This is a genomic window from Algoriphagus yeomjeoni (assembly GCF_049821175.1).
GTDB classification, from domain to species: Bacteria; Bacteroidota; Bacteroidia; order Cytophagales; family Cyclobacteriaceae; genus Algoriphagus; species Algoriphagus yeomjeoni_A.
Genome location: NZ_CP187512.1, coordinates 2,132,068 through 2,148,751 on the forward strand (window position 1 = coordinate 2,132,068; position 16,684 = coordinate 2,148,751).

A 16,684-nucleotide genomic window follows, 5' to 3' on the forward strand; every position below is an offset into this window, starting at 1 on the left:
AAAAATTATTTTCTTAACAGATAAAATCCCCAGCTAGACAACCTTTAAAAAAGAGCCCTAAAGCTCTCCCTCATCTGCAAAGGAATAATATCCTTCTGATGTCATGATCAAATGATCTAACACTGGAATATCCAGAATAATACCGGCTTGTTTGATCCGCTGGGTTAATCTTTTATCCTGTTCTGAAGGCATTAAATTTCCACTTGGATGATTGTGGGCAATCACGATGGACTGGGCGGCACTTTTAATGGCAGCTGCATAGACCAGTTTTACATCTACTACGGTTCCAGCTGTTCCTCCAGAACTAATGGTAACAATTCCCAGCACTTGATTAGCTCTGGATAGTAGCATTACTTTAAAATCTTCAACAAACTCAATTCTATCATCTTCCCAAGCTTGGGCAAACACTTCATACACTTGTCTTGATGTACCTACTTTAGGGCGAAGTGAGTTTTTAACTTTTGTACTGTAGCTCAGCTTAATCTCAGCTACTTCAAACAAATCAATTTTTCTTTCGGAAGTCTCCATAATGTTTTTCGTTTTTGTGGAACAATGAATTATGAAGCTTCATCAGGCCGTAGGCGACAAAGACCGAAAGGAAAAGGAATAAAAAGCGCAGCGCAGCAAGCGGCTTTATGCCGGAAGCTTACGGTCACCCAGAGCCCAAAGGACTAACTTTGTGAGGAATTCTAGGCGTGCAATAAAAACATCTCTTAATTTCGAGTTCTCTATAAAAAATATCTCAATCATCTTAAATAGAATTGGCGTTGTTTTTCTAGATCAAAAGCCAGACTTAGTACCGCTGGATCCTATTTGATATCTTAGGCCATGGATGAAAACCATTTTAACCTAACGGTTGAAGTATTTCAATTTTAGAAATAGGATTTTGGAACATCAAAAAATTTTATTGTTATTTTTAATTTTTTAATTAATTGAATCAGCAAAAGGCAATTAATTTTTATTAACCCAAAAGTAAATGCACCTTACCCCTTTCCACGCCAAGTACTTCGCCTTCGAATTAACCAAAAGAGTTGCTTCGGATAGTGTAGAAAAGTTGGCTTCTGCATTGATAGATGCAAAAGTAGATTTAAACCCCCATCAGGTTGAGGCTGCACTTTTTGCTTTTCGATCTCCACTTTCCAAAGGAGCTATTCTAGCTGATGAAGTAGGTTTAGGTAAAACAATTGAAGCTGGTCTTGTTATCAGCCAGAAATGGGCTGAAAGAAAACGTAAAATCCTGATTATTTCTCCTGCAAACCTACGCAAACAATGGAATCAAGAGCTTCAGGATAAATTCTATCTGGAAAGCTTGATACTTGAGACCAAGTCATTCAATCAGGAAATCAATAAAGGCAACCTGAATCCATTTGATCAAAAAGATCAGGTTATCATTTGTTCCTATCAATTTGCTAAAACAAAAGCTCCTTATATCAGACACATCAATTGGGATTTGGTGGTCATTGATGAAGCACACCGACTACGAAATGTCTATAAGAACAGTAATATCATTGCCCAAACCTTAAAACTCACTCTTGAACCTTTTCCTAAAATTCTACTCACCGCTACTCCCCTACAAAATTCGTTGCTTGAGTTGTATGGGTTGGTTTCGATTATTGATGATCACCTTTTCGGAGACTTAAAAAGTTTCAAATCTCAATACAGCCGCGCGGACAAATTTGCGGATTCAGGAATTTATGAGGAGTTAAAAGAACGGCTTAAGCCAGTCTCGAAGAGAACGCTTCGACGTCAGGTCTTGGAATACATTCAGTTCACCAGTCGGAAGGCCTTCGTATTTGAGTTTTATCCTTCTGAGACTGAGCAGCGACTTTACACATTAGCATCAGATTATTTGCAGCAAGAAAAACTCTATGCCCTGCCAGCTTCTCAGCGAAAACTGATGACTTTGGTGCTGCGAAGATTATTAGCCTCTTCCTCCTTTGCAATTTCAGGAACTTTCAAGCGCCTGGAAGAAAAGCTTCTGGAAATCTTAAAGCGTCATGAAGAAAATCCTTTTGAGTTTGAAGATTTTTTAAATGAAGATTATGAAGACTACGATGAGCTAAAAGACGAATGGGGCGAAGATGAAGAGTCCGAATCGGGTAAAAAAGAAATTTGGTATAGTGAAGATGAATTGCTGGAAATCCGTGCCGAAGCAAATTTGTTAGGAAGCTTTGCTGATTTGGCAACTTCTATTAAAATAAATTCAAAAGGTGAAAAACTGATTGCAGCTTTAGAATCTGGTTTTATAGAGGGGATTAAACTTGGAGCATCCAAAAAGGCAATTATTTTCACAGAAAGTAAACGTACCCAAGCTTATCTATTTGAACTCCTTTCTCAGCGAGGATATGCAGGCAAAATAGTGCTTTTCAATGGTACGAATAGTGATAAGGAATCTAAAGCTACCTACCAAAAATGGCTCGCAGAAAATAAAGACTCTGACAAAATCTCTGGTTCGCCTACCGCAGATATGAGGGCTGCCTTGGTGGATAGATTTAGAAATGAGGCGGAAATCATGATTGCTACAGAAGCTGCAGCTGAGGGGATCAACTTACAATTTTGCTCCATCGTGGTGAATTATGATATGCCGTGGAATCCACAACGGATCGAACAGCGAATAGGTCGCTGTCATCGATACGGGCAAAAGCATGATGTTTTAGTAATCAATTTCCTGAATAAAAGGAATGCAGCTGATGAGCACGTATACAAATTATTGAATGAGAAGTTCAATCTCTTCAATGGGGTTTTTGGTGCCAGTGATGAAGTTTTGGGATCTATAGAATCTGGAGTGGATATCGAGCGAAGAATCTCTCAAATCTACCAAAGCTGCCGCACCACAGCCGAAATAGTGGAAAGCTTCAATCTCCTGCAGCAAGAATTGGAGGAAAATATCTCCCAGGCTATGAACTCCACCAAAGAAAAACTTTTGGAAAACTTTGATGAGGAGGTTCACGAAAAGCTCAGAATCAACCTCGCGCAAAGCAGGGAATACATCTCCAAATACGAAAGCTATCTCTGGAAACTCGCTCAGTTTTCTTTAAAAGACAAAGCTAGCTTTGATGAAAACAGTTTAAGTTTTAAGATAAGAACCCCAATTGCTCATGGGCCAGTGGGAAAATACAAAATAGGTAAAACTCCTTCTGAAAATCATTACCACTTTAGAATCAATCACCCACTGGCTCAGGATGTTTTGCAAACCTGGGAATCTAAAACCCTTCCAATCAAGTCACTAACTTTTGATTATTCTAACTCAGGTAAAATCATTTCTGCACTTCAGCCTCTTATTGGTCAAAACGGATGGATCACAGCTTACAAACTGGAAATAGAATCCTTTGACAAGGAAGATTACTGGATCGGAGTTGGAGTTACATCTGATGGACAATGGATAGATTCAGACTTGGTCAAGCGATTCTTTTCCTTGGATGCTATTGAGGGAGGACAAACAGACCTTCCTTCAGAAACTCAAATGCTTCTCGAAGAAAAAATCCAAGAAGAGATGGCTGCTGCTAAGGAAATCTCCATTGAGAAAAACGGAAAATTCTTTGATCAGGAATACGATAAGCTGGAGCACTGGGCAGACGATATGAAAATTTCTTTGGAGCGAGAAATCCGTGATTTAGATGCAGAGATCAAATTAAAAAAATCAGAAGCCAGAAAATCCGTAGACTTGAAAAGCAAAGTACAACTGCAACGAACAGTTAAAGACTTGGAAAAAGAACGTTCCGAAAAACGAAAGAGACTTTTTGAAGCACAGGACGATATTGATCAGAAGAAAGAAAACCTTCTTGCTTCAGTTGAAAAACAATTAGAACAAAAACATAAAGCCGAAAAGCTCTTTACTTTTAATTGGAAAATAAAATAATCTATAACCCTTTGGGTTAATAACTTTTAATTATACTTTTGCGTGAACATCACTTACAGGACAAACAAGCTTAAGAAACAAGCAGAGGATCTAAAGGAACTTTTTAAAGCCTTTGGAACAAATGCTAAACAAGTAAAGACAAGGTTAGAAGACTTAAAAGCTGCTGCAAGCCTTGAAGTTATTGGAAAAATATCTGGAGCTAACTGTCATCAATTGAAGGGCAAAAATTACAAAGGTTACTTGGCAGTGACTATTACAGGAAATAGAAGATTGATTTTTGAACCGAATCATGATCCAAAACCAATCAAAGATGATGGCGGATTGGATTGGACCCAAGTGACAGATATTACGATTGAAGAACTTTGCTACGATTACCATTAATAGCTAGACTAGAACCCCATGAAACTCAAAACCCAAGCTGATATCGAAATTGCCAAACTAGTGATCTCCCCTCCTGGAGATACTTTGGCGGAGACCATCGATGAGTTAAAAATCTCTCAAACTGAATTAGCGAGTCGAATGGGAAGACCTCAAAAAACGATCAACGAAATCATCCAAGGCAAAGCAGCTATCACTTCTGAGACTGCTATACAACTGGAACGGGTGACGGATATTCCTGCTAATTTTTGGTTGGAGCGGGAAAAAAACTATCGCCTTGAACTAGCAGAAATCCTCGAAGCAGAACGCTTGATCGAGGAAAAGGAATGGCTCAAAAACTTTCCGATTAAGGAAATGCTTAAACTCCAATGGCTGAGTCTGAAAACCAAAGAACCATTAGAATGTGTAGAAGCGATATTTCGGTTTTTTAGAGTAGGCGGAAAAGAAGCATTTTATACGTCTAGTTGTTTCGCTACTGTTGAAAATCAGAATTACCGCCTGACCAATCAAACCAAGAAAAATCCCTACGCCTTGGCCGCATGGCTAAGACAAGGGGAAATTCAAGCCTCCCAATTAGAAGTCAATGAATTTGATAAAACAAAATTCAAAGATGCCTTGACCGAGATAAAGAAAATTATGGTCGCGCATCCTGCGGATTTCTTCCAGCTCCTAGCTGATCAATGCGCTGACGTCGGTGTGAAAATCGTCCATACACCCAAACTTCCCAACTCCAAAGTACACGGAGCTTCTCGATGGATGGGTGATACTCCTGTGATTCAGCTCTCAAATCAATTCCAACGAAATGATATCTTCTGGTTTACCTTTTTTCATGAGGCAGGACATATATTAAAGCATGGCAAAAAGGAGGTTTTCTTGGAAGGTCTGGATTATACCGTAGAAGGGTTAGCCAAAGAAGCTGAGGCAGATGCCTTTGCCATTGCTTCTACCTACAGCGAGAAAGAGGAAGCCGAGTTTATGTCGCTGCAAAAAGGTGGGTCTTGGAGCACTGATCAGATTTTAGAATTTGCTCAACAAATCAATACACATCCAGCCATGATTGTCGGACGATTGGAACGCAAAGAAATTATTTCTAGAGGTCAAGGTCATGTGCATGGGTTTTATCAAAAAATTGAGTTGTGAGTAGTTTGATAGAGTTGCTTGATGACGCTAATAAATATTCCGCTGAGGAGTTTATAAAATTAGTATCCGAATCGGATGATTTTTGCAAACTAGGATCCCAAAGAAAGAAAACAACTGTATTTGGAAAAATTGATTTTACTAAAAATAATTACTCCAAAAAACACTTACTACTGACAAATTTCAGCTTTGATGGAAAAATTACATTTAGTGATATTGAGTTGCATTCAGGATTAATATTCAATGAATGTGAATTTAAAGCACCCATTAGCATAATAAAGTGTACATCTCATGAAGGGGGTAGCCAAGGATCGGCAAATGAAAATTTCACTTTGGGATTTCTTGGCTGCAGAATTAAAGGAATTTATGTTGCCAATTCATTTTTTGAAAATGGGATTTCTTTTCTAGGGTTGGAAAGTGAAAAGTCTCAAATAGGTCAACTGTCTTTTAATGACGTGACTTGTAGATCTACTTTTGAAATAAAAAATTGTCTTCTTAACTCTATTGATTTTTTTGGCGGAACAATTAGAAAGATGGGGCTTCAATTTATATCAATTGAAGTAATTAATAGTGTCCGAATAAGTCCCATAAAATGTTCAAATTTTATTATATCTGGCAAAGACTCATTATTTCACAAAACCGTAAATATTTCCGGAACAGATTATGGTTCAATCATTTTTGATGGTGGAATTTTTAAGGATGAAATTGTAATTCAAGACATTTCAATTTCCGAGTTTCTGAGTTTTTTAGGTGCAGTTTTCGAATCTGAGGTGCGACTTTCATTTGACAAAATGAACATGAAAGTCTTTAGTATCAATGAAGTTGATATCCTTGACACCAAATTTAAAAATGGAATTCAGTTTGATGGTAAGAGTATTATTTCAAATAAACTCCAAATCAATTTTTCAGAACAGTCATCAGGAGTAATAGATTTCCGAAATACCTTTTTTAAAGAAGTTTACCTTAAAGGAATCAACTTCAACAACTCACTTTTCCTTCGTGATTGCTCATATGATAAATTGACATTTAGCCATTTCTTCAATAAAGCATTGGTTTCACTCAATAATAACAAACCCGATGGAATGGAAGGCACACCATCCGAACTATTGATCGAAAATTCAAATTTGGGAAATACAGAATTTTATGATTTTGATTTCAGTATCTATCCATCCGTTCGAGTGATAGATTCGCGACTAGACAACATCTTTGTTTATGGAGCTAGCTGGTTTGTGAACAATCAGTTAAATATAGATTCAGATATTTCAAACCAAAGCAGAATTCTATCTCAAAAACGTGAAATCTATCGGCAACTTAAACTTGCTGCTGAAAAGCAATCCGATCGAATTACTGCCTTAGAATTTAAATCAAGAGAAGTAGAAACTCACGGTAAACTCATCAGATCTGAAAGAGGTAAAACAGATTCTATTTTAGGGACACTTATTAGATCAATAAAACCACACATTGATAAGGTTAAGCAGTTTTTAAAAAATAGAAAATTATCAGCTTGGTTTTCTTTCCAGTCGGATATGATCAGTATTAATTTGGGGAAAACCAATAACCATGGCCAAAACTGGCTCCTCCCATTTGGACTTTTAATTCTGTCAACAATAATAATCTATCCTCTTTTAGTAATTGGTGCAGATCCAATCATAAGTTGGAAATGTGATTGGAGTGCTGAAGGATGGAGTTTATTTTGGTGTAAAATGGGACAGTATGATTCTGTTTTCTGGCAATTATTCAATCCTACTCGAAGAGTAAAAGACATGTTTCCAGGACAAGTTCCTGCATCAGCTCATTTCTGGGATGGACTTCAAAGGATCGTACTTGCTTTCTTTATTTTCCAGATAGTATCCGCTTTTAGAAAGTTTGTCAAATAATTTCACTTATTCTTTTAGGATAAGTGGTTTGATTGATCACTTAGTTTTCACTTTATTCACAATAATATAACTTTTAGCAAATGCAAACCTCAGGTGTACTCAGCAGAAATTTCAAGGAAATATTCTCCACCAATGCCAGATACGAAATCCCATTTTTCCAGCGAGGATACTCTTGGCAACAGAAACAGTGGAAGAAACTAATCTTAGAGGATATTTTGGGAGAGGATGGAATCCTCGATAATGTCAATGACGATAATTTTAAAGACACCGAGCATTTCTTTGGCCCTATCGTGGTTCTCGAAAAAACAGGTGGGCATCCCTCACTCAAGCGATATCAAATTATCGACGGACAGCAACGATTCACGACCTCCTATTTATTACTTGCGGTGATCAAAGAGCTCATCGAAGAAAAGTCTGCAATGTCACCTAATGCTTCTTACTACGTGGCTGAGCTGAATAAAATGCTGATCAATACGGTCGAATCGGATGACGATTACCTGAAGCTCAAAATCTTCAGTACCAAAGGAGACAGATTTCCCACCTATAAAGCACTCTTCAATAGCAATCCAGTCAGCCCCTTTTTGGCTCAAGATCAGCATCTATACGATCCAAAAACCAATCGAATCGATGAATTCATCTCTTTTGCCAATAAAAACCTAAAAGGAAAAGACGTCCCAACGCTTTGGAATATCGCACGCGCTGTATTTGATTCTTTGAGGATCGTATGGATTCCACTGGATGAAAAAAAGGACGATGCCCAGGCGATTTTTGAAAGTCTTAATGATGCCGGACAACCGCTGACTGCGTCAGAATTGCTGTGCAATTTTCTGTTTAAACCTTTAATTACTGCAAATGAAGCCTCCTATGAACAAATTCATAATGAAAAATGGCTTTCGGCTCAGCGAAAAGTTGGCTACAATAATTTCGAAGAATACCTCCGTAACCTATTTTCCATAGGCGAAAAAAAGAAAATTGGTAAGGAAAAGCGGATGTATGCTTTCCTGAAAAACAAGCATAGACATCAGCTAGATCAACAACTTAGTCTTGACCTACTTGACCGAATTGTTGACTATACTGAAATCTATAATCAGATCATTGACCCCACTAAGTCTAAGCATCCAAATCATAAAATCAATCTGCTACTTTATTCGATCAAAAAAACAAACATGGATACGGTTCATCCCTATTTGATGGCTTTACTCAAAGCTTTTGAAAAAAGTGAGATGAGCGATGTGGAAGTGGTGAGTCTTTTAAAGGAGCTTTATACACTTTTGGTACGTCGAAAAATAGCCAAGCTCCAGACAACTAAGTACGATGTCTTATTTCCAAACCTATTTAATCAGATCATCAATGAAGGAGATAAGGTTAGGGCTTTCCAAAAAAGGGTAAAAGAAGAAAATCTATGGGTTGATGATCAAACTTTTGAAGAGGCATTTTTATCAAAAGAACTTTACAACCCCCGAGAATTAGGCTTTTCCAGACATATCCTTCAAGAAATAGACATCAAACTTCAACCGCACGGGGAACTCCCGGACTACACGACTCTGCCCACCATCGAGCATGTTCTACCCCAGACCTTGGATCAACACTGGAAAATTTACTTAGGTGCTGATGCATTAGATGCCAACTTGCCTAGAATTATCAACACCTTGGGAAACCTGAGTTTGAATAGCCAACAGGCCAATAGCACTTGGGGACAAAAGTCCTTTTCAAATAAACAAACTTTATACAACGACAGCTCCGCACTTGCCCGTGACATCAAAGCCAGGCCTGAGCCTTGGAATATCCAAGCGATCCAAAAACGCTCGGCTGATCTCGCTCAAACTGCCCTTAAAATCTGGAACTGGAAACTTTAAATCAATATCATGCCCTCCCCTAATAAAACCCAAAAACTCGAACTGACCTGGATAGGTAAGGGTGAAGAACCCAAGTTGGAGCCCCGCATTCTGATCGAGAACCCGGAGTATAGCTACGGTGATCCCAACTCAGAAAATATGCTGATCTATGGGGATAATCTGCTTGCCCTAAAAGCCCTGGAACAGGATTATACGGGAAAAGTGAAATGTATCTATATCGATCCCCCATATAATACAGGTGCAGCATTTGATCATTATGATGATGGAATTGAACATTCACTATGGTTAAACCTGATGTACTCAAGAATAAAATTTTTTAAAACTCTACTGTCTGAAGAAGGAGCAATATTTATTCAATTAGATGAGAATGAAGTAGACTATTGCAAAGTAATTTGTGATGAAATTTTTGGACGAGAAAACTTAGTAAATAGAATTACTATCGATGTAAGAGCTCCTTCTGCATTTAGCACGGTAAATCCTGGTGTTTTCAAAGCTTCAGAGTACCTATTGTTTTATGCAAAGAACAAATCATCCTTTAAAGAAATTGGATCAAGAGTTGAAAGAGAGCCAGATTATGCATACAGTATGTGGCTTGAAAACCCAAATTCTCCATTTGATAAATGGACTTTTTCTAACACAATGGATGCATATGAAAAAATTAGAAAAGACAGACCAAAAACACATCCTAGAAAAATTCTTGACAAGTATAATTCATTTATAACAGAAAATGCAAATCGTGTCGCAAGACTTGCGTCAATTAGTGATTCTGGAGCTGGTCAAAAAACTGTCGAGTTAAAATATGATTCTCTTAAATTTCCAAATACAATTTTTAAACTCGAAAGAGACGGAAAATATGATGACATTTTTATCCTTAATGGACAGCAACTAATTTTTTACAATAAAAATGTAAATGAAATTGAAGGTAAAAAAGTCGCTACGAGGCTATTAACCAACATATGGACTGATATAGCTTGGGAAGGAATTGCTAAAGAAGGATCAGTTATTTTCAAAAAAGGTAAAAAACCTGAAAAGCTATTAAAAAGAGTCATTGAACTTACAACAAAGGAAGGAGACCTAGTTCTCGACTCCTTTCTTGGTTCTGGCACCACTGCAGCCGTAGCCCATAAAATGGGCAGACGCTATATCGGGATAGAGCTAGGCGAGCATGCCATCACCCACTGCTATCCCCGACTGAAACAGGTAGTGGATGGTGAACAAGGTGGCATTTCCCAGTCTGTGGATTGGAAAGGTGGAGGAGGATTTAAGTTTTACACCCTAGCTCCCAGCCTGCTGAATCAGGATAGATTTGGAAACTGGGTAATCAATAAAGAATACAATCCCGATATGTTGGCCGCCGCCATGGCGAAGCAAGAGGGATTTAAGTACCAGCCGGATGAAGCGATCTTCTGGAAGCAGGGACGTAGCATGGAGCGGGACTTTTTGTTTACCACCACTCAGTTTATCACCGTGGAAATGCTGGACAAGATCCAGGAAGAGATGAAACCAGATGAGACGCTCCTGATCTGCTGTAAAGCCTATCAGCCGGAATGTGAAAACAGACATACTGCTATTACCATCAAGAAAATTCCAAGTTTGCTGCTCCACAAATGTGAGTTTGGCAAGGATGACTACAGCCTGAAGATCGTACAGCTTCCTAGCGATGACTCGGAAGAGAATCTTGAGGAAGAATCAATCGAATACGAAATCAAGCCTTCCAAGTCTAAACCTAAATCAGATCAAGCCTCTCTTTTCGACTAATTTTTTGACCCCATGAACAAAAACGCAAATCAAATCAAGCAGCGTCTTTCCTTACGTGAACCGCTGAAAGATTCACTTGATATTTTAGCTCAGCTGAGCGGGGAACTTTCCCTAAAGAAGGATGCTGACCTAGCGACAGAGTTGAAAATCGTACAGGAGCATTACCCTAAGGTATCTGACTTCGAGCGGGATTTTCCTTCTATCTGTTTTTCCATAGCCACTGGTGTGGGCAAGACCCGATTAATGGGGGCTTGTATCACGTATCTCTATCTTGAGAAGGGTATCCGAAATTTCTTTATTCTGGCTCCTAACCTCACCATCTATGAGAAGCTGATGGAAGATTTTGGTAATCCTGCCTATGCCAAGTATGTCTTTTCTGGTATTGGGGAATTCGTCCATAATAAACCAGTGATTATCACAGGAGAAAATTATGCACAGTTGGGTGGACTTTTCCGCGATTCGGAAGTGCGGATCAATATCTTCAATGTCGCCAAGTTTAACTCCGACAACAAAGGCACAAAGAAAGGAGGCATAGCGCTGGCACCGCGAATCAAGCGACTATCCGAATATTTAGGACAATCCTACTGGAGCTACCTTACTGAGCTGGATGACATGGTAATACTTATGGACGAGGCACACCGATACCATGCGGATCAAAGTAAAAAAGCAATTAATGAGCTAAAGCCTGTTTTGGGTATTGAGTTGACCGCTACTCCTTTAGATGAAAAAGGGAATGCCTTTAAAAATGTCGTGTATGAGTATTCTCTAGCCAAAGCTTTGGAAGATGGCAAGTATGTAAAGAATCCAGCCATTGCGACTCGGAAGAATTTCCGTGCTCAGGGTATGAGTGCCGATGAGATCGAAAAGATCAAACTGGAAGATGCAATTTCCATTCATCAGGACACTAAAGCAGAATTGGAGCTTTATTCCAGAAACACCGGAGCAAAGTTGGTGAAGCCATTTGTGTTGGTTGTTTGCCGCGATATCTCACATGCTTCAGATGTGCATCAGTACATGAATTCGGATCAATTCTATGGCGGTCAGTACAAGGGGAAAGTACTTCAGATAGACAGCAGTACCAAGAAAGACGAGGAAATCGACCGACAGTTTGTAGAGTTGGAGCGATACGAAAACGAGATTGAAGTCGTGATCCATGTGAATATGCTCAAAGAAGGTTGGGATGTTTCTAACCTCTACACAATCGTTCCTCTTCGCGCCGCAAATGCAAGTATCCTAATCGAGCAGACAATTGGTCGTGGCCTTCGATTACCTTTTAATGGAGAGCGTACAGGCGTGGATAAGATTGACAAGCTCACTGTAATCGCCCATGATAATTTTGAATCGGTCATTGCGGAAGCCCAGAATCCAAATTCGGTTTTGAATAAAATGACATTCATTACTTTGGACGAAGATGAGTTAAGACCTAAAACAGAATTAGTGTTTAGTCCTTCCTTGACCGAAGTAGCCTTTAGCCGTGAAGAAAAAGTAATTGCCAAAATCGAAGATCAGGCAAAGCGATCACAAGCACAATTTGGTCTAAATGCCAGAAGAGCAATCGTACATTTTATACCAAGCGTAGGTAAAATGGAAGGAGTAAATAGCCTGGCTGATTTACAAAAGCCTGAAGTAAAGCAGATGGTCATGCACAAAGTCCGGGAACAAGTATTTTCCGGGCAGACAGATATTTTTGCAGAAGAGGAATATAAAGCTGCTTATGAAGCTTATGACAAGTTGGTAAGTAACTATCAAGAAAATGTAATAGAGATTCCAAGAATTGATTTGGTGCAGGATGAGGCAAGAGCATGGTTTGAGGACTTCGATTTATTTACTGAGCTTGGATTTAACTTTAATCCTTTGTCTGAAGAAATTATGATTGTTGAGCTCACAGGTGAGCGCCGTACAGATTCAATCGGTGTGATCCATGGGGCCTTTCGAAGAGATTCTGCCGCAAATCAGGTGGTAGCAGAGCTGGTCAATTATCCTGAGATTGACTATGATGAATGCAGTGAATTACTTTTCAAACTTACTGGGCAGGCTTTAGCATATATTCAGAGCAAGCAGGAAGATGCGGAGAAATTTGCTTTGGTAGTGAAACAATATAGAAAACACATTGCCCGAGAGATTTACAAGCAGATGCGAACCCATTTCCGAATTAGTGATCGGGAATACAGCAAGCCGAAAGTTTGGTCATTTGTGAAGATCGAAGATTGGAACTTCAATGCCTTGCCAAATAGTAAAAGACACTACAAAGATGTGATTACACCTGTTTCTTTGATTCCGAAATTGGTTTTTACAGGCTTCGAAAAGGCCGGGCACTTAGAGTATAAGTTTGATTCCAAGACCGAGAAAGACTTTGCCTACATTTTGGAAAATGATAAGGACGTCTTGAAATGGCTTCGTCCGGCACAGAATCAGTTTAGAATCTATTGGGCGAACAATTCCAGACAATACTATCCCGACTTCGTTGTGGAGACCGCGGACTGCATCTATATGGTGGAGACTAAAGCAGCCGATCAAATGGAAAGTGCAGAAGTGCTTGATAAGAAGAAAGCAGCAGAGACCTATTGTAATTATGCATCAGAATATACTGCTGAATTTGGTGGAAAGCCATGGCGATATGTATTGATCGCACATGATGAGGTGAGTGTGAGTAGAAGTTTTGGGTATTTTATAAATTAAATATTGTAGTAATATGAATGATTGGGATCTTACATCATTTAAAAAGGAAATTGAAAAAATTGAAATAGAGAATAAAAAATTAATAAATGAAAAGGGATTTAACAACCAGTATGATTTTTCTGTTTATGAATTCTTAAGGAAGGTAATTCCTGGAATGATTGAATTAGATAACTCACATTTAAAAAAGGACGATATACTTATTATAAAGTTTTACAATTCTGAATTTGAGTATAATTTTTTCACATGCCGTGAAATATTCATCTACCCTGAGATGATGACTTTATATTCTATCCCAAAAGTGGAAAGCTATAAGAAAGAAATAATAAACTACTATAAATTAAAAAAGTCTGATAATTCAATATCTAAAATAACATATAACCTTAAGAACAGAGAGATAAAGGAAACTACTATTGATTCAAGTGCTTTAGAAAGAGAAATAAATTCACAAAAAGAAAGTCTAAAAGAAGTCATAAAGATAGAAAGATATGAAAGTGATTTTAAAAGAAACCCTGGAAAATATAGGGAAATCGATTCTCTATTTGAAAGGAAGGCCGCAGAATTAGGGAAAGAGTTTGTCAAGAATTTCTTTTCAAATAGACTTACTCAAGAAATCACTGAAGTTTTTGATACAAAAATATTGGAGAAGGAAATAATTGTTAATTTACCTAAGGGATTTAATTATTTCAAATACCGTAATTTTATTGGCTCAAATTTTTCTGGCAGAGTTTATTCAGGTCATGTTCTATTAGAAATAAAAAGAATTGATAAATCAATTACATACTTCTATTTGTTTTGGAATAAAAACCTTTTTTATATAAAATCATATATAGCGTCTATCTATTCTAAAAATTTCAAATTAGAAAATATTCTTATTATCGACTCATTATTTTCAGAATTAAATAAAGATAGAAATAATATAATAGATACTTATCTACAAGGAGATATTAATGAACATATATTTTACTACTCTCGAAAAGAATATAATACACCAGACTTATTCAAAATTGAGTTTAAAAAACTGGAAAATATTCTGAATAATGAAAATAATCAAATTGAAGAAGGGGAAGAGAATGTAAAGAAGGAAGAAAAACGTATTGAAGATTTAAAATTCATTCAAAGTATTTTCAATAAATAAGATAGCCATATTTTAAACTTGTTAAGTAAAATAGAAGTAAAAAACAATTAAATGGCGAATACACTAATCCCCTTTTCAATCATTTCTGACAGCATCATCGGGATATTTCCTGATAGATGGGGTTACAAGGATGAGCAAGGAAATGTAAAAATTGAACCAAAATTTTTAAGAGTCTCTCCATTTAACTCTTCAGGAATTGCTTCAGTATCATGTTACGAAAGAAATATGTATTTGGGCCAAGAATGGGTTCTCAGAGGACACCTAATAGATACTTCGGGAAATAAATTCACTAAAGAGGAATACCTGCAAATTAGTCATCAAAATATCAATGGAGGATATTTTGTGAAACAGGAAACTATTTTTGGAGAAGAAGAAAGTTTTATTGATTCTAATGAAAGTAAATATGAAATATTCTATAAGCTATTTTCTCATAAAATTAAGACAATAAATACTCACGAAAATTTTAATCGAACATTAAAAATAAAAGAAGACCGAGAAACGCTTTTTAGCTCTAGAGAGTATAGCGAAATCTACCAAATTTCAGAAAATCAATTTTTAGCTAAAATTGGCGGATCATACTTGAATAAATTTAGTTTAATTGATAAGGTTGGAAACAAGATAGAACCTAAGGATATTACAATATCAAAAAAACGGGAGTTTGGTATACAGATTTATCATTACACCAATAATCGTCAAATTGAGATAAATGGAAAATTCGGATATTTTGATTCAAATGGAGAAATCGCAATTCCATTCATTTATGATTCTCTAAGTCAATTTCATAACGGAGTTGGTAGATTTACCAACAATAATGAGACAGGGCTAATTACAAAAAATGGAAAATTCTTATTTAAAGGTAAAGGGGCAAATATTTCATTTTCTCATCCTCTCCAATCTTGGAGAATAATTAAAGATGGAGGGATATTCATTTTGACAAAAAGTTTTGATTACAGTATTGCTGATTTTTTAGAATTATATAAAATTGCTGATAAAATAAAACTTTCACCAACAATTGAGAATCAAACCATAACAACAAGGTTTTCTAACAATTATGGTCATAAGTTGTTTTCGATTTATTTTGATTCGATAATCGATGTCCTTCCTAATTATATAATCTATATTCAAAATCAACTTTATGGTGCATTTGATTTTAATGGAAATCAGGTTTTTGAGGCTATTTATGATAAGATACAATACTTAGAAGAGGATTCTTTTTTATTACAAAAAGAAGATACTATATCAATCATGAGTTTGAAAAATGGACTATTATATAGTTTTCAATGCAATAGATTTGAAATTCGACATCAAAACACCTTAGATCTATATAATTACCCTAATTCGAAATGTTATATAGATATAGATTATAAAATGAAAGCTATTATTTTATACCAGGATTTTTCATATCCACCTCATATCAACAAAGTGCTGAACTTTAAAGGTGTCGTTCTTTCAGAACATCAAGGAAATTTGTCGGATGAAGAAATAATGGAACAATTTGGAGATTTTGATTTGTAATAAATTGCTTTTTCAATTTTACGCCTTCTTTTAAATCAGAAATAGATTCGAATAGTTTTTTACCACGAAACTTGTCGCATTAATTGTCACCAGTTGTAGGGAAAGCTAACTACAATAAGCTGTTAATCCGTAACCAGTTTATTCCTGAGAACGCCATTTCGATACGGTTAGATACAAGCGATAAAAAAAAGCCCCGAAGGGCTTTGTAATTAAGATTCTTCCGATTCCTGCTCTTTGACAGAAACATAAACTGTGTGAGTTTTCCCGTACTGATCTGGTTCTTTCAGCTTCGCTACGTTGAACTTTACGTAGGTTGCACCTTCATATTCGAAGGTGTGGTTTTGAAGCTCTGCCATGTTAAGGCTCACTTCCACGATATCCATGTTTTCGACTTGCTTTCCTTTACCGATGTACTTTTTTGAGAATGCCATACTATTTTGGTTTTAGTTAAAATTTATGCAGGTCATTTAGGACGGTCTGGAAAACAGAT

General features: G+C 37.0%; 11 protein-coding genes. 9 read left to right on the forward strand and 2 right to left on the reverse strand.

Going from position 1 to position 16,684, the window contains the following annotated elements:
* Nucleotides 1-57: 57 nt before the first annotated feature.
* Nucleotides 58-528, reverse strand: a complete 471-nt coding sequence (locus tag ACPUEN_RS08410) for a JAB domain-containing protein (RefSeq protein ID WP_425639661.1) — start codon at nucleotides 526-528, stop codon at nucleotides 58-60.
* 448 nt (nucleotides 529-976) lie between these two features.
* On the opposite strand from ACPUEN_RS08410, the gene ACPUEN_RS08415 reads away from it, so the two are divergent.
* From ACPUEN_RS08415 to ACPUEN_RS08455, 9 genes are all read left to right on the forward strand, one after another.
* Nucleotides 977-3,859, forward strand: a complete 2,883-nt coding sequence (locus ACPUEN_RS08415) for an SNF2-related protein (RefSeq protein WP_425639663.1) — start codon at nucleotides 977-979, stop codon at nucleotides 3,857-3,859.
* A gap of 42 nt (nucleotides 3,860-3,901) precedes the next feature.
* Nucleotides 3,902-4,240, forward strand: coding sequence for a hypothetical protein (locus tag ACPUEN_RS08420; protein WP_425639665.1), 339 nt, complete (start codon nucleotides 3,902-3,904; stop codon nucleotides 4,238-4,240).
* Nucleotides 4,241-4,258: 18 nt separating this feature from the next.
* Nucleotides 4,259-5,377 carry a HigA family addiction module antitoxin gene (locus ACPUEN_RS08425; RefSeq protein WP_425639666.1) on the forward strand — a complete coding sequence of 373 codons (1,119 nt, stop codon included), beginning with the start codon at nucleotides 4,259-4,261 and terminating at the stop codon, nucleotides 5,375-5,377.
* On the forward strand, nucleotides 5,374-7,251 hold the full coding sequence (locus ACPUEN_RS08430) for a hypothetical protein (RefSeq protein ID WP_425639667.1): 1,878 nt from the start codon (nucleotides 5,374-5,376) through the stop codon (nucleotides 7,249-7,251). Before ACPUEN_RS08425 ends, ACPUEN_RS08430 begins: the two co-directional genes overlap by 4 nt.
* Nucleotides 7,252-7,331: 80 nt before the next feature.
* On the forward strand, nucleotides 7,332-9,107 hold the full coding sequence (locus ACPUEN_RS08435) for a DUF262 domain-containing protein (protein ID WP_425639669.1): 1,776 nt from the start codon (nucleotides 7,332-7,334) through the stop codon (nucleotides 9,105-9,107).
* Nucleotides 9,108-9,116: 9 nt separating this feature from the next.
* The gene (locus ACPUEN_RS08440; protein WP_425639670.1) at nucleotides 9,117-10,865 is read left to right on the forward strand and encodes a site-specific DNA-methyltransferase; all 1,749 of its coding nucleotides are present in this window, start codon (nucleotides 9,117-9,119) and stop codon (nucleotides 10,863-10,865) included.
* Nucleotides 10,866-10,877: 12 nt separating this feature from the next.
* Complete coding sequence (locus tag ACPUEN_RS08445; RefSeq protein ID WP_425639672.1) at nucleotides 10,878-13,544, forward strand: DEAD/DEAH box helicase; 2,667 nt, start codon at nucleotides 10,878-10,880, stop codon at nucleotides 13,542-13,544.
* 13 nt (nucleotides 13,545-13,557) lie between these two features.
* Nucleotides 13,558-14,679, forward strand: coding sequence for a hypothetical protein (locus ACPUEN_RS08450; protein ID WP_425639674.1), 1,122 nt, complete (start codon nucleotides 13,558-13,560; stop codon nucleotides 14,677-14,679).
* A gap of 51 nt (nucleotides 14,680-14,730) precedes the next feature.
* Complete coding sequence (locus tag ACPUEN_RS08455) at nucleotides 14,731-16,194, forward strand: WG repeat-containing protein (protein ID WP_425639676.1); 1,464 nt, start codon at nucleotides 14,731-14,733, stop codon at nucleotides 16,192-16,194.
* 209 nt (nucleotides 16,195-16,403) lie between these two features.
* On the opposite strand, the gene ACPUEN_RS08460 is transcribed toward ACPUEN_RS08455, so the two are convergent.
* On the reverse strand, nucleotides 16,404-16,625 hold the full coding sequence (locus ACPUEN_RS08460) for a hypothetical protein (protein WP_425639677.1): 222 nt from the start codon (nucleotides 16,623-16,625) through the stop codon (nucleotides 16,404-16,406).
* Nucleotides 16,626-16,684 lie beyond the last annotated feature (59 nt).